Source organism: Paenibacillus sp. FSL L8-0470, from assembly GCF_038008625.1.
GTDB lineage: Bacteria > Bacillota > Bacilli > Paenibacillales > Paenibacillaceae > Paenibacillus_AQ.
Window position 1 is genome coordinate 6300572 of the sequence record NZ_JBBOZM010000001.1, and the last position, 23586, is coordinate 6324157.

General features: G+C 50.6%; 23 protein-coding genes. 7 read left to right on the plus strand and 16 right to left on the minus strand.

Going from position 1 to position 23586, the window contains the following annotated elements:
• Nucleotides 1–70 precede the first annotated feature (70 nt).
• Nucleotides 71–778 (minus strand): GntR family transcriptional regulator, encoded by a 708-nt coding sequence (locus NST99_RS28615; protein ID WP_076112612.1) that lies wholly within the window; start codon nt 776–778, stop codon nt 71–73.
• A gap of 63 nt (nt 779–841) precedes the next feature.
• Here NST99_RS28615 and NST99_RS28620 point away from each other — a divergent pair, with 63 nt between their 5' ends.
• Nucleotides 842–1336 carry a PTS sugar transporter subunit IIA gene (locus NST99_RS28620; protein WP_341096239.1) on the plus strand — a complete coding sequence of 165 codons (495 nt, stop codon included), beginning with the start codon at nt 842–844 and terminating at the stop codon, nt 1334–1336.
• Nucleotides 1337–1590: 254 nt separating this feature from the next.
• Here the strand turns inward: NST99_RS28620 and NST99_RS28625 are convergent, their stop codons facing one another.
• Nucleotides 1591–2388, minus strand: coding sequence for a TrmH family RNA methyltransferase (locus tag NST99_RS28625; RefSeq protein WP_341096241.1), 798 nt, complete (start codon nt 2386–2388; stop codon nt 1591–1593).
• Nucleotides 2389–2773: 385 nt separating this feature from the next.
• Entirely contained in the window at nt 2774–3433 is a 660-nt protein-coding gene (locus tag NST99_RS28630) for a potassium channel family protein (RefSeq protein ID WP_038596366.1), read from the minus strand.
• A 309-nt stretch (nt 3434–3742) separates the two neighbouring features.
• On the opposite strand from NST99_RS28630, the gene sspI reads away from it, so the two are divergent.
• Nucleotides 3743–3979, plus strand: a complete 237-nt coding sequence (gene sspI, locus NST99_RS28635) for a small acid-soluble spore protein SspI (RefSeq protein WP_038596368.1) — start codon at nt 3743–3745, stop codon at nt 3977–3979.
• Nucleotides 3980–4127: 148 nt separating this feature from the next.
• On the opposite strand, the gene NST99_RS28640 is transcribed toward sspI, so the two are convergent.
• The 10 genes from NST99_RS28640 to NST99_RS28685 all read right to left on the minus strand — a co-directional run bounded on the left by NST99_RS28640 (nt 4128) and on the right by NST99_RS28685 (nt 13756).
• Nucleotides 4128–5714, minus strand: a complete 1587-nt coding sequence (locus NST99_RS28640) for a peptide chain release factor 3 (RefSeq protein ID WP_341096242.1) — start codon at nt 5712–5714, stop codon at nt 4128–4130.
• A gap of 487 nt (nt 5715–6201) precedes the next feature.
• Nucleotides 6202–7752, minus strand: a complete 1551-nt coding sequence (zwf, locus tag NST99_RS28645; protein ID WP_341096244.1) for a glucose-6-phosphate dehydrogenase — start codon at nt 7750–7752, stop codon at nt 6202–6204.
• Nucleotides 7753–7989: 237 nt separating this feature from the next.
• The gene (locus tag NST99_RS28650; RefSeq protein ID WP_341096247.1) at nt 7990–8805 is read right to left on the minus strand and encodes a YwmB family TATA-box binding protein; all 816 of its coding nucleotides are present in this window, start codon (nt 8803–8805) and stop codon (nt 7990–7992) included.
• A gap of 83 nt (nt 8806–8888) precedes the next feature.
• Nucleotides 8889–9548 carry a response regulator transcription factor gene (locus NST99_RS28655; RefSeq protein ID WP_341096248.1) on the minus strand — a complete coding sequence of 220 codons (660 nt, stop codon included), beginning with the start codon at nt 9546–9548 and terminating at the stop codon, nt 8889–8891.
• 17 nt (nt 9549–9565) lie between these two features.
• Nucleotides 9566–10579 carry a sensor histidine kinase gene (locus NST99_RS28660; protein ID WP_379145701.1) on the minus strand — a complete coding sequence of 338 codons (1014 nt, stop codon included), beginning with the start codon at nt 10577–10579 and terminating at the stop codon, nt 9566–9568.
• A gap of 59 nt (nt 10580–10638) precedes the next feature.
• A complete protein-coding gene (gene liaF, locus NST99_RS28665) occupies nt 10639–11286 on the minus strand; it encodes a cell wall-active antibiotics response protein LiaF (RefSeq protein WP_341096250.1) in 648 nt (215 codons plus the stop codon).
• Between the two features lie 244 nt (nt 11287–11530).
• A complete protein-coding gene (locus tag NST99_RS28670; RefSeq protein WP_341096252.1) occupies nt 11531–12235 on the minus strand; it encodes a PspA/IM30 family protein in 705 nt (234 codons plus the stop codon).
• A gap of 3 nt (nt 12236–12238) precedes the next feature.
• Complete coding sequence (locus NST99_RS28675; RefSeq protein WP_341096253.1) at nt 12239–12724, minus strand: PspC domain-containing protein; 486 nt, start codon at nt 12722–12724, stop codon at nt 12239–12241.
• Between the two features lie 4 nt (nt 12725–12728).
• Entirely contained in the window at nt 12729–13406 is a 678-nt protein-coding gene (locus tag NST99_RS28680; protein ID WP_341096255.1) for a PspA/IM30 family protein, read from the minus strand.
• A gap of 47 nt (nt 13407–13453) precedes the next feature.
• Nucleotides 13454–13756, minus strand: a complete 303-nt coding sequence (locus NST99_RS28685) for a LiaF transmembrane domain-containing protein (protein WP_341096257.1) — start codon at nt 13754–13756, stop codon at nt 13454–13456.
• A gap of 255 nt (nt 13757–14011) precedes the next feature.
• Between NST99_RS28685 and NST99_RS28690 the strand changes: the two genes are divergently transcribed.
• The 5 genes from NST99_RS28690 to NST99_RS28710 all read left to right on the plus strand — a co-directional run bounded on the left by NST99_RS28690 (nt 14012) and on the right by NST99_RS28710 (nt 21428).
• Complete coding sequence (locus NST99_RS28690) at nt 14012–14698, plus strand: response regulator transcription factor (RefSeq protein ID WP_341096258.1); 687 nt, start codon at nt 14012–14014, stop codon at nt 14696–14698.
• Nucleotides 14695–15729 (plus strand): sensor histidine kinase, encoded by a 1035-nt coding sequence (locus NST99_RS28695; RefSeq protein ID WP_341096261.1) that lies wholly within the window; start codon nt 14695–14697, stop codon nt 15727–15729. Before NST99_RS28690 ends, NST99_RS28695 begins: the two co-directional genes overlap by 4 nt.
• A gap of 89 nt (nt 15730–15818) precedes the next feature.
• Nucleotides 15819–16523: an ABC transporter ATP-binding protein gene (locus NST99_RS28700; RefSeq protein WP_341096263.1), complete on the plus strand. Its 705-nt coding sequence runs from the start codon at nt 15819–15821 to the stop codon at nt 16521–16523.
• On the plus strand, nt 16520–19051 hold the full coding sequence (locus tag NST99_RS28705; RefSeq protein ID WP_341096265.1) for an FtsX-like permease family protein: 2532 nt from the start codon (nt 16520–16522) through the stop codon (nt 19049–19051). Before NST99_RS28700 ends, NST99_RS28705 begins: the two co-directional genes overlap by 4 nt.
• A 184-nt stretch (nt 19052–19235) precedes the next feature.
• Nucleotides 19236–21428 carry an alpha-galactosidase gene (locus NST99_RS28710; RefSeq protein WP_341096268.1) on the plus strand — a complete coding sequence of 731 codons (2193 nt, stop codon included), beginning with the start codon at nt 19236–19238 and terminating at the stop codon, nt 21426–21428.
• Between the two features lie 102 nt (nt 21429–21530).
• Here NST99_RS28710 and NST99_RS28715 read toward each other — a convergent pair whose 3' ends face one another.
• Genes NST99_RS28715 through NST99_RS28725 form a run of 3 tightly spaced genes read right to left on the minus strand, consistent with a single transcriptional unit; the run spans nt 21531 to nt 23460 of the window.
• Complete coding sequence (locus NST99_RS28715) at nt 21531–22226, minus strand: helix-turn-helix domain-containing protein (protein WP_341096269.1); 696 nt, start codon at nt 22224–22226, stop codon at nt 21531–21533.
• A 27-nt stretch (nt 22227–22253) separates the two neighbouring features.
• Complete coding sequence (locus tag NST99_RS28720) at nt 22254–23225, minus strand: EamA family transporter (protein ID WP_341096271.1); 972 nt, start codon at nt 23223–23225, stop codon at nt 22254–22256.
• 16 nt (nt 23226–23241) lie between these two features.
• On the minus strand, nt 23242–23460 hold the full coding sequence (locus NST99_RS28725; RefSeq protein ID WP_341096273.1) for an Lrp/AsnC family transcriptional regulator: 219 nt from the start codon (nt 23458–23460) through the stop codon (nt 23242–23244).
• Nucleotides 23461–23586 lie beyond the last annotated feature (126 nt).

Genomic DNA, 23586 nt, shown 5'->3' on the forward strand with positions numbered 1-23586 from the left:
AGGCGCAGCAAAAGACTCTCCGGCACAGGCGGTCAGCACGGAGAGTTTCAGGTCAATGATTAGCTGCGTATCAGAGGTTTCTTCTTTTGTGATGCTCGTTGTTGAAGGCCGTCAAATACGTGCACTTATAGTCGACAGCCACAATTTCACTGATTTCAAAAATGGTACCGTTATTCAGTATTCCACGGCTTGAAATTTTCATTGCTGGACTTTTCTTTTTTTGCTGCAAGAACATCGCTTGTTCTTTATCAAGCGAGATTGCCTCATAAGTATTCAGGTAATGTGAGATAGTGAACTTATGCTTTTTCACAAATGACTGAATGGAATTCTCGGCATCCTTCTGTGTTAATACAGGGAATAACGTCGCAGGCAATCTCGACTGCTCAATCTGCATTGTCTGATAGTTAACGATTCTCAAGCGCTGGTACATCCACACTTCATCCTCGGCAGTTATATTAAAGATTTGCTGGTCACTAGGGGTGGAGGGAAGCTTCTGCAGCTCGATGACCTTAGACTGAATATTGGAATATGGATTCTCCGTAAGTGAGTTGTAGATCAGCGGACTGGCTTGAATATTTTTGTTAATAAAAATACCCGAGCCCTGGACAACCTTAACCATACCCATATATTTCAGCTTCTTAATAGATTCTTGTATTGTAAATCTGGAAACCTTATATTGCGCCGCCAGTTCTCTTTCTGTAGGAAGCTTCCAGTCTGAATAATGTTTTTGATAGATTTTACTGAGCAGATCATGGATAACAAAGTCTCTTTTGTTCACAAGGCAGGCCCCCTATTCGTTGTTCCATTGCTATTCTAACACACAGTTACAGGAGGAAAACCTATGTTTGGATTTAAGAAAAAAAAGATGGAATCGCCTTCCATAGAAATCTCATCGCCTCTCTCCGGTCAATTCTTAGCTCTGGATGAAGTTCAGGACGAAGCGTTCTCAAGTAAAGCGATGGGCGAGGGATTCGCCATCCTGCCAGATTCCGGCAAGGTCATTGCTCCTTTTGACGGCATTATCGCCCATATCATGGAAAAGAGTAAGCATGCTATTCTCATCGAGCACAATTCCGGCGTTCAATTGCTCATTCATGTTGGCATGGATACCGTTTCTCTTAAAGGAAAGGGTTTTACAGCTCATGTAAGCAACGGCGACCGGGTGAAAAAAGGGCAGCTTCTACTGGAATTTGATATGGAAACTCTCCGGGAAAACGGCTGTTCTACTGTTACGCCCATCGTTGTTCCAGGAGGACAAGACACCATATCGCGGGTCGAGGTTGTAAGCGAGAGTAAACAACCTGCGAACGAGACGGTGTTACGTATATTTTGTTAAGTTGTTCAGGCTTGAAAACTAAATAGGTTTCCGCTAATAATTTGATTTCAGAAGTACAAATTAGTCCGGTATGACTTACCACCTGATATAAAAATTCAGTGTGGTATAAGCCCTGCCCACATACCAATAGCAGCAATCTCTTGTCACACAAGGGATTGCTGCTATTTCTTGATCTCATTTTGAAGCTATAGAAAAGGTCTCATGCATGCTTAAAAACAGTCTTACTTTATGTTATAACTCACAGTGAGATGGGTTTATTTGCGTGGATACCCCCGCTGCCGCATCCCCTCAAACAGCAGAATGGTCGCTGCCATCGCCGCATTGAGCGATTCGGCACGGCCAGCCATCGGGATGATAATGCTCTTATCGACAAGTACGGCTGTTTCCGGCGAGATGCCCTTACCTTCACTGCCGATCAGCAGCCACTGGCTGCCGCGAAAATCGTGGGTGTAGCAGGAGTCCTCACCGGTCAGCGAGGTGCTGACTAAGAGTGCGCCGCGTTCCCGTGCCTGCGGCAGAACAACACTTAAATCGCCCTCCACCACCGGGAGATGGAACATCGAGCCCATCGTGGAACGGATGGTCTTCGGGTTGTACAGATCGGCGCAGCCTTGGCCGAGGATCACGCCGTCTGCGCCTGCCGCATCCGCGCTGCGGATGATCGTCCCCACGTTGCCGGGGTCCTGAACTCCGTCCAGCACAACGACCAGACTATCCGGCTTCGCAAGGATCGTCTCCACGCCCTGCTGTTCCTTGCGCACCACCGCAAATACCGGCTGCGGCGTATTGGTGCTGCTGCACTTTGCAATCACCGGTGCTGATACGCCGATGACCTCCATACCCTGTACCGCCTGCAGCAGTTCCTTCAGCTCAGACGGCATGCCCTTATCGAGGTCATACGCCAATATTTCCACATCGGCTTCGGCCAGCAGAGCCTCTTGTACGAGATGAATACCTTCCACAATATATTTGCCGGACTTATCGCGGTGTTTCTTCTCCTGCAGTCCGGCCCATTCCTTCACCCGCGTATTTTGCGGAGACATAATTTCCATGAGGTCCTACCTTTCTGTTCACCTGCAGCTTAGTTATCGCATCTTTGCTGCCTTTTTCCTTGCAGTCACTACGATCTTCCCATGTATTTCTCTAATACGCTGCACACAGCTTCATTTTAAGTGTATTTCCTGCAACTAAAATAACGCTTTTTACCGCTAATTCCAATTTAGTTGTAGTCTGTACATTTATAATCATCATTATGGCTATGAACCGGGGGTTTGCTAAATTATAATTGCACGAAATACATCTATCCTTCTGAACAAGCGGTTAACGAAGCAAATAGCTGTACTGAGTGCAACTAAGCAAATCCGGCCACTATCGGCAGCGCATTTAACACTTCCTACAGCACCACGAGAGCCACGTTACACTTCGTATGCTCGTGCGTTATTGATATGCCATCTCCAGCTTGGTCAGGTTGTCCTTGTGGCCAACGATGACAAGAACATCGCCATCGGCCAGCCGGTCCTCGGCTCTTGGAGTAATATTCATTTCTTCGCCCCGGCGGATCGCCATCACATTGCAGCCATATTTGGCGCGGATATTCAGCTCCTGCAGGTTTTTGCCCAGCATCGGTCTGGGAACCTTCATATCAAGAATACTGTAATCCGGCGACAGCTCAATATAGTCAAGGATGTTCGGCGAGGCCAGATGATGCGCAACCCGCATGCCCATGTCCCGTTCGGGATAAATGACTTTGTCTGCACCGATCTTGCTTAGCACCTTGCCGTGCAGCTCACTTTTGGCCTTGACCAGAATCGCCGGCACCCCAAGGTCCTTCAGGATCAGCGTTGTAAGAATACTCGCCTGAATATCTTCTCCGATTGCCACAACGACAACATCGAAATTTCGAATGCCCAGTGCGCGCAGCGCTTCCTCATCGGTGGAATCCGCGGATACGGCATGGGTAACAATTCCCGAAATTTCCTGTGTGCGCTGCTCATCCGAATCGATGGCCAGCACATCAAATCCCATCCCGCTGAGCGCCTTGGCTACACTTGAGCCGAAACGTCCCATTCCGATGATGGCATATTGTTTTTTAGCCATGTCCGTGTACCTCCCGCTCACATTTTATATCTCACACAGTATAGCATAAGCACACACAAACTTGAATTTTCAGCATCGCCGCAGGGCACATTAGTACAGGGCGTTTCAGCATGAGCAGGCTTCCAAAGCCAGTTATGCGAACCATTGGCAGGAAGCCTTGCTCACAAAACTAAGCACATGCTTCCGAAGCAGTTTTGTACGAAGGAATGCAGGAAGCTTTGCTCACAAAACTAAGCATGTGCTTTCGAAGCAGTTTTGTACGAAGGAATGCAGGAAGCTTTGCTCACAAAACTTGTAAGGGGGTACATTATGCCGGTTACCATTGATTTGCGCCAGGCGATTCTCCATAAAGTGCACGGCCAGTCCGAAGAAGACCTGCGGCACATGATTGAAGGCTCCGTGGACGGGCCGGAAGCTGCGCTTCCCGGGCTTGGCGTCGTGTTTGAAATGGTCTGGAAGGACCTCGGAGAGGCCAAGCAGGATCATGTGATTAGTCTGCTCCACAGACATCTGGAGGAGGTTACTCCCGGATCCATCACATCCTAGAAAACCTCATGAGCCAAAAACCTCCGTCACCCAAGGTGCATCTGCACACTTGGGGGCGGAGGTTTTTTCTACCTATTTGAAACTGCCGCAGGTACAGCTATATCATCTGCAACTGCACCTGCAGCCTGAATTCGTCAACAGCCTACACTCAAGGAGCTGTTTCCAGGAACTTCGCGGTCGGGTTCTTCTCCATCGCTGTACGCATCGCATATTCGTTCTCGAACAGCACCACGTAGTTGCCCTTCTTATCGGTAACCAGCGTAGAGTTGATGCGGAATTTGCCCGGGTCCGGTTTATTCTCATCCACGATCCAGCGTGCGAACTGATATGACATCCGCTGCAGCTGAACATCCACGCCGTATTCCCCCTTCATCCGGTACTCAAACACCTCAAACTGCAGCTGTCCGACTACTCCCAGCAGAATATCGTCAAAGTTGACCGTGCGGAACACCTGAATCATGCCCTCTTCCGTCAGCTGATCAATACCCTTCTGGAACTGCTTCGATTTCAGTGCGTTTTTGATGCTTACTTTGGAGAAAATCTCCGGTGAGAACGTCGGCAGCTCATCGAACTCCATATCCCCGGCTTGACTGAGCGTATCCCCGATCCGGAAAATACCCGGGTCAAACAGCCCGATAATATCGCCCGGATACGCCTCTTCGACGATATCGCGGTCTTGGGCCAGGAACTGCTGCGGCTGGGACAGCTTGATGTCTTTGCCTGCACGGACATGCTTTACGCTCATGCCGCGCTCGAACTTGCCGGACACGATCCGCAGGAAAGCAATCCGGTCGCGGTGGGCCGGGTTCATGTTTGCCTGGATTTTGAATACATAGCCGGTAAATTTCTCATTGGTCGGCTCAATGGAGCCAACTGTGCTGCGGCGTGGCTCCGGCTTCGGTGCAAGATCCAGGAAGTTGTCCAGGAAGGTCTGCACCCCAAAATTGTTGATCGCACTGCCGAAGAATACCGGAGTAAGCTCTCCGCGAAGTACCTTCTCATAGTCAAAAGCATCGCCCGCAACGTCCAGCAGCTCCAGCTCCTGGCACAGCTGATCATGCAGGTACTCACCGGCCATCTCACGGATGATCGGGTCACGGTAGCTTTCCACCTTTTGCACTTTAATTACAGAATGGTCATCACCCTGGAACAGCTCCACCTGATTCTTCATCCGGTCGTACACTCCGCACAGTTCGCGTCCGCTGCCGATCGGCCAGTTCATCGGAACAGAACGGATGCCCAGCACATTCTCAAGCTCTTCCATCAGATCAAACGGACTTTGGCCTTCGCGGTCCAGCTTGTTGATGAACGTAAAGATCGGAATACCGCGTTTGGCGCAAACCTGGAACAGCTTGATGGTCTGTGTTTCTACGCCCTTCGCCACGTCGATCAGCATCACCGCGCTATCCGCAGCCGTTAACGTACGGTAGGTGTCCTCACTGAAATCCTGGTGACCCGGGGTATCCAGAATGTTCACCCGATGGTCTAAATAGTCGAACTGCATCACAGAGGAAGTAACGGAAATCCCGCGCTGTTTCTCTATTTCCATCCAGTCACTTGTTGCATGTTTGCTTGCCTTACGGGCTTTAACCGTTCCCGCTAACCGGATGGCTCCGCCGAACAGCAGCAGCTTCTCCGTAAGTGTTGTTTTACCCGCATCCGGGTGGGAAATGATCGCAAAGGTTCTGCGTTTGTCCACTTCCTGTTGCAGCTTCTGATCCGGTGCCTTATTCATTGCACATATCCCTTCATATATAAATTCATGCTTCTGCTTATATCACACGGGTTGTTCATCAAATCGGCGCTCTGCTCATGAGTACAAATCCCTTCATTGGTGAATTCATTGTTATCCCATAATAGTCTCCAGTTCCGCTTCTAGTGAAAGCATCCTTTAAAGTATATCAAAATCCGGCAAACTTTATCTACAAAAAAGCGGCTTATACCAAATATCTTGTAAGAAAAACAGCGATTGCAGCCTATTCTGTACAGCCCTCGGCCCATATGAGGCTATTTTGCGTGAATTTCACCAAGTGGAAACGGCTTTGCCGTCCTTTTTAAGGACAGTATCGTTTCAGCGAGAAATAGAAGGATAAGTTATCGTGTGAAACATATAAATTCTTATATTTGGACAAACCCGTCCCCACGCTAACGGGGGTATCGCAAAAAAGCTCTCCCTGCAGCCTCTGCAGGGGGAGCTTAAAATCTTGCAGCTTATTCAGGTCTTAGCTGTTAACCCGCCAGACCACATTGTCTTCTTCCTGTCCGTTCACTGGCCACCAATGGAAACCTTCCTGAGCCAGCAATTGATCGGCTTCCACCGGCCCCCACGAACCTGCAGGGTACGAAGCCAGATCAGCCGTTTCTTCCTTCCACGCTTTGGCAATACGGTCCACGAACGACCATGCCGATGAAACCTCATCCCAACGGGTGAAATAGGTCGAATCTCCACGCGCCGCATCATGCAGCAGACGCTCATAAGCTTCCGGCGAGTTGATCCCCACCATACAGCTTTGGCAGAAATCCATAGCCAGCGGCTGAATTTCTGATTCCGAGCCCGGTTTCTTGGCATTAATCTTCACATAGATGCCTTCCATCGGATTCACGCGGATAACGAGCAGGTTGGGCTCGAGGTTATGCTTTTGACCCAAATAAACATTGGTAGGCATACCCTTGAACTCTACAACCACCTCCGTCGTCTTCACCGGGAGACGTTTACCGGTACGGATGTAGAAAGGAACACCTGCCCAGCGGAAGTTGTCCACAAATACACGCGCCGCGAAATACGTCTCGGTATTGGATTCAGGGTCCACTTTGTCTTCCTGGCGGTAAGCCGGAAGGGTCTTGCCTTTATACAAGCCTTGGGTGTACTGACCGCGCACCACGTTCTCGCGCACTTCATCGGAGGAAGCATACGGACGCAACGAACGAAGTACCTTGACCTTCTCATCACGGATATCTTCAGCCAGCAAACGGCTTGGCGGTTCCATAGCGATCATCGTCAGCAGCTGCAAAATATGGTTCTGGCCCATGTCGCGCAGCGCTCCCGCATGATCGTAATATCCGCCGCGCTCTTCCACCCCAACGGTTTCACCGAGGGTAATCTGAATGTTGGCGATATGCTTGTTGTTCCAGAGCGGTTCAAAGAAGGCATTCGCAAAACGGATGACTTCGATGTTCTGCACCATTTCCTTGCCCAGGTAGTGGTCGATCCGGTAAATCTCTTCTTCCTTAAACACCTGGCGGATCTGTTCGTTCAGCTGCTCAGCAGACTCAAGATTGTAACCGAACGGTTTCTCGATCACCAGACGGTTCCAGCCTGAACTTTGCAGCATGCCACCGGCTTTGAGGTTGAACGATACGCTGCCGAACAGCTCAGGAGCAAGGGCGAGATAGAACAGACGGTTGCCAGGAATGCGGAATTTCTCTTCGATTGCCTCCGTTTGCGCGTTGAGCTCGCGGAAGCCGTCGATATTATTGATGTCCAAAGACTTGTATTCAAAATGCTGCACGAACTCATTCCATTCAGCAGCATCTCCCGCCTGGTAGCGGCAGAATTCGCGAATGGACTCTTTCACATCTTCCCGGAATTCCTCCTGGGTGCGGGGACGCCGAGCCACGCCAATTACCGCAAAATCATGTGTCAGCTTACCTTCACGGTATAAACTGTAAATCGCCGGAAAAAGCTTACGCCGGGCTAGATCTCCGGTTGCCCCAAAGATAAAAAATACAGCGCCGGGTGTATGCAGTGCATCAAGGGTTTGATTTTCAGCCATGGCTCCTCATCTCTCTGTATGTAATATAGTTGACAATCATTCTCAACGTCCGTCAAATTATAAAAAACGCATGACGGCGTGATGTCATTTTATCATATTCGCAGAAAGGATGCTATCACATTCCTGACAGTTTTTCTCGGGATTTCGTAATTTTCCATTAATCTTTCTTATTCGTTTACATAGTCCAGCTTATATAACAATTAATGTCTATTACCTTCGGATTTCATCGAATCTGCCCTAATATTCAATCGTGATCAGCGGCAACCCAATCGTTACCCGGTTGCTGTTGTTGTTGCCGTTCTTATGAACAGCTGTCTGCATAGCGACAGCATGCTTCCCGCTGCTCACATAACGCGCCAAACCCGGGACACTGTAAGAGCGGCTGTACGTGGTTTCGTCTTCATAATCTTCCACCGCCTGCAAACCGGAGATCGCGGCAGCGATGGCCTGTTCTGTATGAACAAGCGCTTCGCGCGGGGTTCCTTGTGTGGAAGCCACGCCCTGAAGGGAAACATTCCACTCCGGCTCGATGCCGGCAGCCTGCATCTGCACACCCGCTTCTTGCGCCGCTGCCTGAAATGCCGTTGCCTTGAGCAGATCAGCCGTTTCAAGGGTTACGATCACATAGCTGCGGCTCTGGTCAATCCCGCTCCAGAACAGGGAGGTTTTCCCTGATGGGTTAAAGGATGCGGCAGCACGGAAGGTTGTGTGTCCATCTTCTTCACTGTGCTCCGGCGTTCCAAGTCCGAGACGTTCAGCCAGGCCGGCAGCGGCTTTCGCAGATTCTGCAGCGTTACCGCTGTATTCCCCCTGCCATTTCAGCACAAGCCGCAGCGAAGATCCCGGTTCAGTGGATTTCCGTCCGGCTGTAACCAGCAGTTCCAGACCTTGTTCCAGTCCAGCCCCTTCGGAAATGATAACATCAGCTGCAGCCGATGCCGTCACAGCCTCTCCGCCTGCCCCACTGCGGAACCCCGCCAGTAATAGTGCCGCAATACACATGAATAGCAGCGCTAATGTGGCCTTCCCTCTTCCTCTGTTCCGCAGCTTCATCTCCACATCTCCCTCTCGAACCAATCTAGTAATCTACTAGAAAGGATGTCCAGGTTCAAGAGGATATATACTTCCTGAGGTTGTTATTCAGCCAGACCGTTCTTGTAAGCATATATAGCTGCCTGGGTCCGGTCTTCCACACCCAGTTTGGCGAGAATGTTCGTTACGTGAAATTTCACAGTTTTGATCCCGATAATCAGCTGGTCAGCAATATCCTGATTGGATTTGCCCTGGGCCAGCAGCTTCAGCACTTCCATTTCGCGCTCGGTAAGCTCCTTATAGGCAGGTGATTCTCCTTTGGCATTGTTACGGAAACGGTTCATCATTTTGGAAGCTACCTGCGACTCCAGCACCGATTGGCCTCTTGCCGCCGCACGGATGGCATCCGCCACTTCACTGGCCCGCGAGGTTTTCAGCAAATAGCTGAAGGCTCCGGCTTCAATGACCGGGTACATTTTTTCGTCATCCAAATAGCTGGTAAGCACGATTACCTTACAATCCGGATAAAGTTTCAGGAGTTGTCTCGTTGTTTCAATGCCGTCCATGCCGTCCATCACAAGATCCATCAGTACCACATCCGGATTATATTCCTGGGCCAGCCGGATGCCTTCTTCGCCGCTCCCTGCTTCGCCCACGACTTCGATTCCGTCCTCGGTACCAAGCACCGCAGCAAGTCCGATCCGGACCATTTCATGATCGTCCACGAGCAGTACTTTGATTGCTTCCGCTTCCTCTATCTCCATGGTTTGCCCTTGCCCCCTTATTCATTAACTAGTGGTACAGTAATTTCAATGCGCATCCCTTTGCCGGGTGCGGTGATAAATTGAATGGAGCCTCCGGTTTCATTGATCCGCTCCTGCATATTGGAGAGTCCGTAGGAAGTCTGCTTACTCTCATCCATTTCGAAGCCAATCCCGTCATCCCGCAGTGTGAGGCGCACGGTATCTCCCCGGCGGTGCAGCCGGATCTCCATCTTATCCGCTTTGGCATGGCGCAGTGTATTGGAAATGGCCTCCTGCACAATGCGGAACAAATGATTCTCGATCCCTTTAAGCAGATGTACATCCGGGTCCATCTCAAACACAATCTCCATAGGAACCTTGATCTCCAGTTCCTTAATCAACTCCTGCAGCCCCTGCTCCAGACCTTTGCCCTCCAGGTACACCGGACGCAGGTGCAGCAGCAGTGCCCGCATCTCCGACTGGGCTACGGCGGACATCTCCTCGATAAGCGCAATCTGCCGCTGTGCCTTGTCAAAGTCCTTCTCCAGCGTTCTGCCTACAGCCGTCGCCGTCATGGAGATCGCGAACAGCTGCTGCGATACAGCATCATGCAGCTCACGTGCCAGCCGCTGCCTTTCCTCCATAATCGCCGATACGCGCGCCTGTTCGGCAAGCTTGGCGTTATTGGTGGACAGCCGCTGCAGTGTGTTCACCTGGTTCTCCCACTTGCCGCTGATCCGGCCAAGCTGCAAGCCAAGCCTGCCCAGTTCATCCGTACCCAGTTCCGGCATAGCCGGGGTAAGATTTCCTTTCTCCCAGGCTACCAGTGTTGCCCGCAGCCGCTCCAGCTTGCGCTTGATGCGGAAGCTCTGGTAGAAACCGAAGCCAATTCCGAAAACCATCGGCAGCAGAATTAGCGTCACCGCCGTTCTTACCCCGATCTTCCAGTTTTCAAAGGGCTGCAAATATCCGTATGTATACATAATGTACAGGATAACCAGCAGCATGACAAAGGAGAACAGAGCCCCCTCGCCCATGCTGCGTGTTACCATGCTCCTATTCTTTTCCTCCACGCCGGGAGCCCTCCCTTCTTAGCTAACGCTCATCCCTTTTAGGACATGCTTATATCCAGGTCGCCCATTAAATAAGATACATTAATCTTCACCTTATTCTCGCTGATGTCATAATTGGCCGATTTCCAATTGAGCCGGTTCAGCATTCCGGTATCCCGATGGCTGCCGAATTCGATCGAGCCGAACAGCACAAAGGCTTCAATCTCCACACCGTAGTCTTCCGACAAATGAACATCCATATCGCCAAAAATGCCCTGAAACAGCATGATGGTCTCTTTATCCTCCGCCATAGCCAGCGAAAGATCCACATCGGCTTCACCCATCACATGCCATGCACTCAGACTGCGCATCACCCATGGAGAGAGGTCCCAGTCAAACCGGGAAGAGAAGCTTTGCTTCTGCATGAACCCGCCGCGTTTCTGCATTCTTTTGGACTTTACAAAAAACATCCCCAGTGAGATCAGACAAATCCCCAATACAAGCAGCAAATGATCCAGCAGCAGCAGTACGGCACCGACTCCAAGCAAAGTATAACCCTGCTTCACCCTGCCCGATGTCGTCCGGTAAATCCCCAGCAGCAGGAGCAGGAGCGCGACAATGGAGAAAAAGCCGAGCCATCTGCCAAATATCATCAAGCAGCCTATTCCAATCAGTCCGATGGCAATCAAACGGTTTCGTTTATCCATTTCGCACCTCCTAAAAGTTTTGCGCAGCAAAACTGACTTCGTAAGCATAAACTTAAGTTTTGCGCAGCAAAACTGATTAATGTTGAAGTTTCTCCAATCAATGATTGTATGCATCATGAATTGGAGAAACTTCCACCTATAGCCGCATCCCGCTACAAAAGCCATACCGGTATGGAGAATCCATACCGTATGGCTTTACCTTGTTCAGCATATCATATACGCCTATTGTTTAGGAACTGGCTTATTATTCTTTTTTGTCAAGTGACGGGGATGCAGAAGTTGTGTTCAGCTTGCTCTTAAGTGCAGCGAGCTGCTCATCCACTTTAAGCTGCTTCTCGGCATCTACAGGCTTGCTGTATACACCGGCCGAAGGGCTGTAAGGGGCACGCATAACATCTGCTTCCGCTTCAAGCTGCATGATCTTTTCTTCCATACGGTGGAATCCGAGCGATGCACTGCCGCTTTCGATGGCATGAACACTGCTGATTTGCGACATTTGCTTCTTGGCTTTCGCCATTTGTGCACGGGATACCAGCTCATTGCGTTTGTTGCGCAGTTTGTAGAACTCATCCTTCATGTCATGCAGCTGCTGTACCAGTTCCTTGGCTTGCACTTCAGCTTGAGCATGAAGATCGCTGTATTCAACCTGCTTTTGGTCGAAATAGATTTTTTCCTCCAGCAGCTTGCGGGTTACTTCTTCCTGGCCATTCTTCAGGGCAAGCTCAGCCTGTGCGGCACGTTGTCCGGACATTTTGGCTGCTTCATCGACACGCTGCTTCATCCGGCGCTCATTGGCCATTTGCTTCGCTACGGTAACCTCAGCTTCGTGAATTTCTGCCTCCATATCGCGCAGATATTGGTTCAGCATTACAATTGGGTCCTCTACCTTATCCAGCAAATCGTTTACCGACGCCTTTGTCATATCTTTAATCCGTTGAAATACTCCCATGTTTTACACTTCTCCCTTCTCGTATTTAGCAAGTTTTTGTTTAAGCTCTTCGACTTCTTTCTGCAGGGCCTTCTTCTCAATATCCTTCATCATGGCATCCAGACCGGAGTCCGGGGCCGAGTAAGCATTTGCTTTGTCATAACCGGGGTTATAGCCCGGCTGACCGTTATTCGGACCATATCCTCCCTGTCCATGAGGACCCTGCGGGCCTTGCGGGCCGCGTCCATATCCAGGTCCTCCGGAGTAAGGGCCGCCATAAGGGCCGTTCGGAGCTCCGGGTCCAGGGCCAAAAGGATTATACTGCGTTGGCTCCTTGGGAATGACAAGCGCTGCAACAAAGTACACCAGAATCGTTGCGCCCCCGGTAAAGGGGATGCTGACCAAGAGCAATATCCGGAACAGGGTGGAGTCAATACCGAGAGTCTCGGACACTCCTCCTGCAAGCCCTGTCATTACCTTGTCACGGGTTGAACGGTACAATCGGCTCATAGTACTACTCCTTTCCGTCATTGTTAAGCTTCTCCTTCAGACGGGCCATTTCTCTTTCCAGTACAGTTGCTACAGTTTCTCCAGCCTGCACTGCGTATTCCTGCCCCATCCGGCGCAAATCGCGCAGACTTTTTGCTTCCAGCTCCCAGTCGTTCATCCGGTCCTCGAGCCGTCCGAACATCTTGGGAACATCACCGCCGTTGCCGTAGGTTCCGGCTCTTTGGTTCATCCGCTGCTGAAGTCTCAGCGACTCCATCCGTGCTGCATAATACTGGCGTTTGTTATATACGGTCTGATATTCGACTTTCAGCTCATTAAGCTGGCTTTCCAGCTCATACAGCGATACTTGGCTCTGTTCCAGCAGCCCGCTGTACTGCTCCAGCTTTTCCTCGTGAATGATCTTTTCCTGCAAAGCCAGCTTGGCGAGATGATCCTCTCCTGCCTTAAGTGCCAGCAGCGCCTGTTCTTCACGCTTATTCTTCATAGCCGTTGCCTGGTTGACTTGCTGCTGCAATTGCTTCGTGTGGGAAGCATATTGCTGGTACAGTCTTTCAGCTTCACCGATTTCTTCACGGGTTGAATGGAGAAATTGGTCAATCAGCTTCACGGGGTCCTGGCTTTGTTCCAGACGTTCATTTAGATTAGCTACGGTGATATCCCTCATGCGGCGAAAAACACTCATGATTTCCTGCTCCCTCCCTGCTTCTTAGTAAGTAAACTTCTAAAAACTTAGTATGTTCTGTTTTGTTTGCCCTTCAGTACTGAGATTCCCCAAACCACAAGCGCGATACCGAGCAGGGGTCCGATGATCCAGGAAAGCTTGGCAATCAGCGACATAACACCGATGAACATTACGATCCAGCCGATAATTTTGCGTCCGCTTTTAATTCCGTAGTACCCGAGAACAACCAGCAATACCGGGAAGAGAAGTCTGAAGACTCCGTGAATCAGAGGAAGCGCAATACCCATCAGCATTATTGCTCCGAGCACGATCAGCACAACCGCAAGTCCATTACCTTTTCTATTTTGCATTTTCTCACCGCCTTTCGTTGACCTCAACCTTATAACCTTATTCTAGGGTAAACCGCAGACTTTCAAAACAGACCGTGGACGGTTTTATGAACTGGACCTTAGTCGGGGCAGGTGTAGGACTGCAGGCTGCCGGAGGCGGAAACAAGCCGAACTCTCTGCCGGGAGAGACTTTAAACATCGCTAGTGTGTATAATTGTTGCAGGTATCCCTTAATATAGCTTCTGCAGCATGCAGAGGAACAAAGGAGCACACACCTTGAAGACATTGTTAATCGTTGAAGATGACCGGAGTCTCAATAAAGGCATCGCCCTGACCCTTTCCCAGAATGATCTATCTATACAGCAGGCTTACGACATAGCCTCAGCGGAGCTGATTCTCTCTTCCCTTAAGATTGATCTTATTATTCTGGATATCAATCTTCCCGACGGAAGCGGGCTGGATTACTGTGAGAAGATCCGGAGAACCTCGCAGGTGCCGATTATCTTTTTAACCGCGAACGACATGGAGCCTGATATCGTTACGGGGTTTGAGCTGGGAGGCGATGATTATATTACGAAACCGTTCAGTCTGATGGTCTTAAGGGCAAGAGTCATGGCCGTCCTCAAAAGATCTTCCCCGCACAGCGAGGACAAAGTAACGATTGGACCCTTAAGCTTCGATTTCGGAAAGCTGGAGTTTTATAAGAACCAAGAGCAACTGATCCTTAGCAAAACCGAGCTGAAGCTGCTGAAAATATTTGTCACGAACTCCGGCATTATTTTAAATAGAGAACAGTTAATCGACAAGATCTGGTCGCAGGAGGCTGAGTTTGTGGATGAGAACGCGCTGACGGTAGCCGTCAAACGGCTGCGGGCCAAGATCGAAGACGAGCCTGCGGCTCCACAGTACATAAAAACAGTCTACGGCCTCGGATATTTGTGGGCGGAAAGGCCAAACCCATGACAAGCAGCAGACAGATCGATTACTCCAAACACATCAGCCTTATATTTTCGGTAATCTTCGTAGTTCTGGTATTTGGTTATTCGGGAGTAATCTTTTTTCTAATAGGGGATCATCCGGCTCTCCCGGGACTCACTGCCCTCTTCGTGTCTTTAATGCTCCTCATGGGAGCTGCCTGGAACTGGTCGTCGCGGCGGCAAATTACAGCCTTCAGAAATTCAGTGGATGAAATGGTGGACCGGGCGATTTACGGACGGGAGAAAATGACCGATTTTGACGAAACCCTCCTCTCTTCCCTGGAGCATAAATTGTTGCGTTACATTGAGATTTCCAAAGCGAATGAACAGAACCTGGAAACGGAAAAGAACAGAATTAAAGAGCTGATCTCGGATATTTCGCATCAAACCAAGACGCCCCTATCTAATATCATGCTCTTTAGCCAGCTGCTTGCCGAAGTCCCGGAGCTGGATGAAGAATCCCGGCAGCTGGTGGGCCATATTGGGCTGCAATCAGAAAAGCTCGAATGGCTGATTACCTCCCTGGTCAAGATGTCCCGGCTGGAAACGGGGATGATCACCCTGAACAGCACGGCCAATCCCGTTATTCAGACGATAACCCGGGCCGTATCCCATATCTATACCCGTGCGGAAAGTAAACAGATCGATATTCATATCGATTGCAATCACCTTGCAAAAGCCCGTCATGATCCGCAATGGACCAGTGAGGCCTTATTTAATCTATTGGAAAATTCGGTGAAGTACACAAAGGCAGGCGGTAAAATTTCGATCGTGACTGAAAGCAATGAAATGTTTACCCGGATAGATGTTTCGGACACTGGCATGGGGATTCCCCAGGATGAGCTTAAGCACATCTTCAAACGGTTCTACCGGGGACACAGTGCCAGGGAATATGAAGGCATTGGAATCGGGCTGTACTTGACGCGGAAGATTATCAGCATGCAGGGAGGTTTTATTACAGCGGTATCCGAGCCAGGCAGAGGAACAAAGCTGTCTATGTTTCTCCCCCAAATCTAAATGTGTCATTATCATCAGATTTCAGACACTGTCCAGTTAGAATTGTCTGATATCTTAAGAGCATCAAAGATTATGGAGGATGAATCACCATGCCTATATTAAAAATTGAACACCTCAAGAAATATTATGGCAAAGATCCGCAGACGACGGTTAAAGCGCTGGACGATGTCTCTCTGTCTGTTGAGAAAGGCGAGTTTCTGGCCATTGTCGGCACCAGCGGCAGCGGAAAAAGCACCCTGCTTCATATGCTCGGCGGCCTGGACCGGGCCACTGAAGGCAAGGTGATTGTGGATGGGAACGATATCTTTGCGATGAGTGATGAGAAATTGACGATTTTTAGACGCAGATCGGTTGGTTTCATCTTTCAGAGCTATAATCTGGTACCGATTCTGAATGTGCTCGAAAATATATTGCTTCCTATAGAACTGGACGGCGGCAGAATTGATCAGAAATATCTGGATGAAGTGATCCAGGCTCTGGGACTTCAGGGGAAAATCCACAATCTGCCGTCAAACCTTTCCGGCGGGCAACAGCAGCGTGTTGCGATTGCCAGAGCACTGGCAACTAAACCTTCCATTATTCTGGCTGACGAGCCTACAGGCAATCTGGACAGCAAAACGAGCCAGGAGGTTCTTATTCTGCTGAAGCAGCTGAGCGAGAAATTCAATCAGACCATTGTCATGATTACTCATAACGAGTCCATCGCCCAGACTGCCGACCGCATTATTAGAATTGAAGACGGACGTATTGTTTCCGGCAACGAGACGATATCCACCGGGGTTAAGACGTTATGATCACAACCAACAACCGTAAAATTGTAAACCGCCTCGCTCTAAAAAGCCTGAAAGCCAATCCAATGCGCAATCTGGCCGTAATCTGCGCGGTTATCCTGACTACACTGCTCATTACCTCCATCTTTACCATGGTCTTAAGCATCAACAAATCGATGGAATTAGCCCAGATGAAAACGGTTGGCTCTGACTTCCACGGAGGCTTCAAATATCTGGCCCCGGCACAGGTCGAAGCACTGAAGAAACATCCCTCTATTCGGGAATACGGTGTTACGCTTAAAGCTGGAGAGTTAACAAATGATGTGTTCAAGGATAGTCGGGTAGAGGTCTTACAGATGGATGAGAACAGCGCAAAGCATGGTTTTATAAAATTCATTGAAGGCGGGCTGCCTGCCGCAGAAAATGAGGTTGTGCTGAACACCTGGGTGATGGACAAGCTTGGCATCAAGCATGCACTGGGCCAGCGAGTTGCTCTGGATATAGATATCGGGGAACGCGTGATTCAACAGGAATTTATAGTTTCGGGGTATTATTATGCGGACAGAAATCTAGCCATGTCTGGGCTGGCTTTGGTATCGGAGGCTTTTGTAAACAAGAATCTGTCCTCTATCGATCGGGAGAAGTCCATAGCCGACGGTTCTTATGTGAATACTTACGAGCTAAGTGTGATGTTCAGCAATGCCGTCGATATCGAAAAAAAGCTCAATAAGGTACTCAAGGACACAGGTTTAGATGCCCCGATCGGGATAAACTGGGGGTACACAACTTCCTCCCTTTCGGATAACATCATCAAATTTGTTCCCTATATGGGAGTCATACTCATTATCATGCTTAGCGGATATTTGCTGATTTATAATATCTTCTACATATCGGTAGTGCGGGATGTCAAATTTTACGGCCTGCTGAAGGCAATCGGGACCACGCCGCGACAACTGAGGAGAATTATTATTAGTCAGGCGCAGCTTCTGTACCTTGTCGGACTGCCCTTTGGCCTGGCTTCCGGTTATGGTATTGGCCGGTGGTTGACCCCAATGCTTAGTAACATCTCTCCTGAAACTATGGAAGCTTCCAATTCAGCCAGCCCGTGGATTTTTATTGGGGCTGCCGTGTTCTCCTACCTGACGCTTTGGATCGCTGCCAGCAAGCCGGGCCGGATGGCCGCACGGATCTCCCCGGTGGAAGCAGTCAGATTCGCAGGCGTGAGCGTGAAACGGCGGATGAAGAAACGCTCAACACGCGGGGCAAAACTTTACAATATGGCCTTCTCCAATCTGTTCCGCAATAAAAAGAAGCTGTTTCTTATGCTGACCTCGCTTTCCTTAAGCATGGTCTTGTTCAGTGTTATCTTTACCGTGATCTCATCGCTGGATGTCAATAAGTACCTGGAGACTTATATCGCCGGTGACTTTGTAATCCGCAATAACGCTATTGTGTATACCGAAGGCGAACAGGCCGGAGATCCTTACAAACTTTCGGCAGCGTTCAAAAGTACTCTGGATAAGATTGACGGAGTGGAACAGGTGGACAGCGTATATTATAAATCCGAAAAATACACTTTGGATAACACGATACGCGCTGCACTAAAACCTCTGGCAGAGAAGCCTCAACCCGAACCTTTCCTTGTACAGACTCTTAAGAATAACTTCATTATGCTTGAACTGTACGGCATTGATGGTGGCTGGTATGACCTGGTGCAGAAGGATGTTATTGAAGGAACCTTCGATAAACAGAAGTTCGCTTCCGGTAACTATGTGCTGGTGACAGAGGCTATGATGCATGGGGAAGATAGTTATGAAACTTATTATCATCCCGGTGACTCTATCAAATATCAGGGTCTGGGAAAGAGTTATGAAGTCATGGCCGTTTTAAAACTCGATGCCCTTTATGCAGCAACTACTCAATCATATCCAATCTATGGGTACAATACCTTCCTTCCCGCCTCAGAATTAACAAAGGAGCTACCGGCGGAAAGCAATCCGCCTATGGGATTGTCAACAACCATTCACGCCGATCCGGCCAAATTGAGCAGTGTTGAACAGGAGGTTAAGGCAATTGTAGCTTCAAGTGATGAGCTGGGCTTCAAATCTAGAGAAGATTACAAGGAGGAGCTTGGCTCGTATATCCGCATTTTTCAGACGGTCGGCTACGGTCTCAGCTTTGTCATTGCGCTCATAGGCGTCCTCAATTATATCAATACCGTTATTACCGGGGTTATCACCCGCAGAAATGAATTCGCCTTACTGGAGAGCATCGGCATGACCAAGCGGCAGCTGAAAAAGGTTCTGGTCTATGAGGGAATGTACAATATCCTGTTGACCGTGGCGATCACCTCCACCTTAGGTCTATTTCTGACTTACATCATTTCTAAAAACATAGCGGATAATATAGCCTTTACAGTCTACCATTTCAGCTGGCTGCCCTTTGTTCTGGTCATTCCGGTCCTGGCCGCTATTGCGTACACTGTAACGCTAAGCTCCTACAGCCTGCTGACCAAGGCTACGGTTGTTGAAAGATTGCGGCAAGCGGAATAACCTCTAATCATAAAGCAGATCCGGGCAGCCGGGTCTGCTTTTTTAGGTCAGTCCCTTTATCCAATTGCAAAAGAGACTACATTCCTCCATATTCATTCTGCATTCCTCCATACGTTTGAATACGAAACAGACTTATAATGAGGCTGTCTCATTACTTCAGCGTCCACCTTAGGAGGTTATTTCCTTGTCCATTCATTATGATACGAAGCTGCAAATCTTCCATCTGCAAACTGAAAATACCAGTTATGTATTCGGCCTGGCCCGCGGTACATATCCCGTACATCTGCATTGGGGCAAAAAAATCCGCAGCTCTGCCATTTCCGATTTATTCGATCCCGGAGCTATGGGCTTCAGCAGCACCGTTGATCCGGCAGAGCCTTCGCTCTCCCTGGATACACTCCCCCATGAGTATCCGGGCTATGGTTCGGGCGATTTCAGGGAGCCCGCTTACGTAGCTGAGCTGGCCAACGGCACAACGGTCACGGAGCTGGCTTACGTGTCCCACAGCATCCTCAAGGGAAAACCGGCGCTTGAAGGCCTGCCTGCTGTATACGCCGAAACCGAAGAGGAAGCCGAAACGCTGCAGCTGGTGCTGGAGGATTCACTTGCCGGCCTTCGGACCGAGCTGTCTTATACGGTCATGAAGGGTTTCGATACCATCATCCGCTCGGCCCGGCTGATCAATACCGGAACCGCCCCGCTTAAGCTGAACCGGGCCTTGTCCCTGGCGCTCGATTTCCCGCATGATGAATTCGAGCTGATCCATCTTTCCGGCTCCTGGGCCCGGGAACGCCATTTGGTCCGTGCCCCGCTGCGCAGCGGACATCAGGGCATCGACAGCAAACGCGGCGCGAGCAGCCATCAGCAGAACCCCTTCCTGGCCCTGCTCTCCCCGAATGCCGGGGAAGACAGCGGAGAAGCCTATGGCTTCAGCCTTGTCTACAGCGGCAGCTTCAGCGCCGGGGCCGAAGTGGACCAATACGGGTCCACCCGGGTCACGATGGGCATCAATCCCTTCGGCTTCCGCTGGCTGCTTGAGCCGGGCGAAAGCTTCCAGACACCGGAAGCTGTACTCGCTTATTCCGATGCGGGGATCGGCGGCATGTCCCGTATTTACCACCGCTTGTACCGTACCCGTCTGGCAAGAGGGCTGTACCGCGATGAACCGCGTCCGGTGCTGATCAACAACTGGGAAGCCACCTATTTCGGCTTTGATGCGGACAAGATCGAAGATATCGCCCGTGCCGGACAAGCGCTTGGCATTGAGCTGTTCGTGCTCGACGACGGCTGGTTCGGCCGCCGGGACGATGATACCACTTCCCTGGGAGACTGGTTCGTGGATAAACGAAAGCTGCCGCAGGGCCTGTCCGATCTGGCGGAACGGGTGAACCGGCTTGGCATGCAGTTCGGCCTCTGGTTCGAGCCGGAGATGGTCTCCCCCGACAGTGAGCTGTACCGCGCCCATCCGGATTGGTGCCTGCATGTGCCTGACCGCAGACGCAGTCAAAGCCGCAATCAATTGATCCTCGACCTGTCCCGGCCGGAGGTCTGCGACTACATTATAGATGCCGTTAGCAGCGTATTGTCATCAGCTCCGATCACTTATGTCAAATGGGATATGAACCGCCATATGACGGAGATCGGCTCCGCGTCGCTGCCGCCCGGGCGCCAGGGGGAAACTGCCCACCGCTATATGCTGGGGCTGTACCGGGTAATGGAAGAAATCACATCCAGCTTCCCGCATGTGCTGTTCGAGAGCTGCTCCGGCGGCGGCGGCCGGTTCGATCCGGGCATCCTGCACTACATGCCGCAGACCTGGACCAGTGACAATACCGATGCCGTAGAGCGCCTCAAGATCCAGTACGGCACAAGTATTGTCTATCCGGCCAGCGCCATGGGCGCACATATCTCGGCTGTGCCGAACCATCAGGTTCACCGCAGCACCCCGCTCTCCATGCGCGGCGATGTGGCGATGTCCGGCAACTTCGGGTATGAGCTGGACCTGACCCGGTTCACCGAACAGGAGCAGGCGGAAGCCGCTGCCCAGGTTGCCTTCTACAAAGAAATCCGTTCGCTTGTTCAGCAAGGGGATATGTACCGCCTGCTTTCGCCGTTTGAAGGCAATGAAACGGCTTGGATGTTCGTCGCCGAGGACCAGTCCGAGGCATTGGCCGGCTACTTCCGTGTGCTGGCCGGACCGAACACCGCCCGCCCCCGTCTCCGTCTTCAGGGACTTGATCCGGACAAGGATTACATCCTTAAGGAAACCGGCGTTATATACGGCGGAGACCGGCTGATGTATGCCGGCCTGCTGCTTCCCGAGCTGCATGGCGATTTCCGCAGCAAGCTGCTGCATTTCGTTGCAGTAACAGCATAAGTTTATCGCCAAACAAACAGGCCCGCGTAGGATGCGAGGCCTGTTTGTTTGCAATCGAGATCAACTAACCTAATTTCATTCCTTGCAGCCTGCGGACCTGGCTTATTTGGCATACAAACGGGATGCGCATTCATCCAATACCTCTTGGTTTAGAAATGGAGCAAGTTGCAGCAGTGTCCCTGCGTCTTTTTCAGTAAATGCCTTACGGGCGCATTCACCCAGAACTTCTTCACTGAGGAAGGGGGCCAGCGCCACCAGGTCGCCGATTGGCCCGATCTCTATCACCTTCCTGGCGCATTCATCCAGTACTTCCTCACTCAGAAAAGGAGCCAGTGCCACCAGATTGCTGATTGGCCCGATCTCTATCACCTTCCTGGCGCATTCATCCAGCACTTCATCACTCAGAAAAGGAGCCAGCGCCACCAGGTCGCCCATCGGCACATTGGCCTTTACATGCTCAAACACCTCTTCGATTTGTTCCGTCTTAAGCAGAGGCGCAACTTCCAATATTTCTATTGCAGATACCTCATGCTGATGCAGGTAATCCTCAGTTGCATTTTCCAGCACACTTGTTAGGATCGCTGTCCCCCTACCCTCTTCCAGAATCTCCTCAATAGAGACATTAAAGATCTCTCCCAGTTCCGGGAGCTTGGAGATATCAGGCATGCTTGCGCCTCTCTCCCAATTGCTGACCGCCTGATAGCTGATTCCCAGCTTATCCGCGAGTCCCATTTGCGTGAGCCCTGCGGCCCCTCTTAATTTAACGATATTCCTGCCTACCTTTAGCATATCGAACATGTTACCACCCCTTCGGCTGTGATGTCCTCAGTGTATCGATTGCTGCTGATTTTGCATATCAAGCACTGCTTGAGTTCTTGCCTTCTGCGGCCTGCCGCGGAAAACGGTCACCAAAATTACAGCAGCGATAATGATAACGGCAGCGGTCAGGGTGTTCACGGTTATCTGTTCGCCCGCCAGCAGCCAGCCCAAGAATACGGCGACTATCGGGTTCACGAACGCATAGGTCGAAACCAGGGTAGCATCGGCGTTTTTGAGCAGCCAGATGTAGGCCGTGTAGCCTATAATCGAGCCGAAGACGATTAGATAACCCAGAGCTGCGTACGAACGGAGGGAAATGGCTGGAACGTCCATCTTGGACCAGTCGCCGGTAAAGAAGGAGAAAACCAGCAGCAGCGCGCCACCTGTCAGCATTTGCGCAGCCGTTGACATCAGCGGAGAATCCGGTATCCGGGCGCTGCGTGAGTACATGGAACCTGCCGCCCAACTAAGGGAAGCTGCCAGCAGGGTAATAATGCCGATCAGGTCGGTTGCAGTGCCATTGTCTCCCTGCCCCGGCTGGAAGACCAGCACGGCGATACCCAGCAGTCCAAGCACAATCCCGGCGATAACGCCGGGATTTGGACGTTTGCCGCCGCGGCCAAACCACCCGAAGAGCATCATCCAGACGGGAACAGCGGCAACGATTAGAGAAGCAATTGACGAGGATACCCGCTGCTCCGACCAGGCCACCATCCCATTGCCTCCAAGCAGCAGCAGCGCACCAACGATAGCGGAAGACCTCCACTCGCGTCCTGCCGGGCGCTTAGCACCGCTTAATCTGGAAATGACATAGAGTACAGCTCCGGCCACAAAAAAGCGGATTCCGGCCATCAGAAAGGGCGGCATGGTCTCTATCGCGACCTTCATGCCGACATAAGTTCCTCCCCAAAATAAATAAACGGACAACAACGCGATGCCAACCGCATACATCGCGTTAGCTCCATTCTTTTGCCGCATACTGCACGTTCCTCTCTTATAAAAATTTGTACAGCCTTATGACGAGGATTTGAAGGCCGATGATCTGACCTGCCGTTTCCTTGAAACTCTGGCTGACCACCTTCACTGAGATCATGACTTTGATTTTCTGATCCAGCTTGCCCCAGTCCACAATCCCCTTGTAGCCTTTGATGACTCCATTCTTCTCCAGCTTACCTACTCTTTGATATACCGAGGGCCGCGAGATATGCAGCAATATGTGCAGTCAGCACCGCTGTATACTACTCGCCGTCATAGGTCGGCTCACTCCGCACAACGGAGCCATAGATACGCTCGAATTATATCTGGTCCACAGTCAATCAACTCATACCGCCAGTATAAA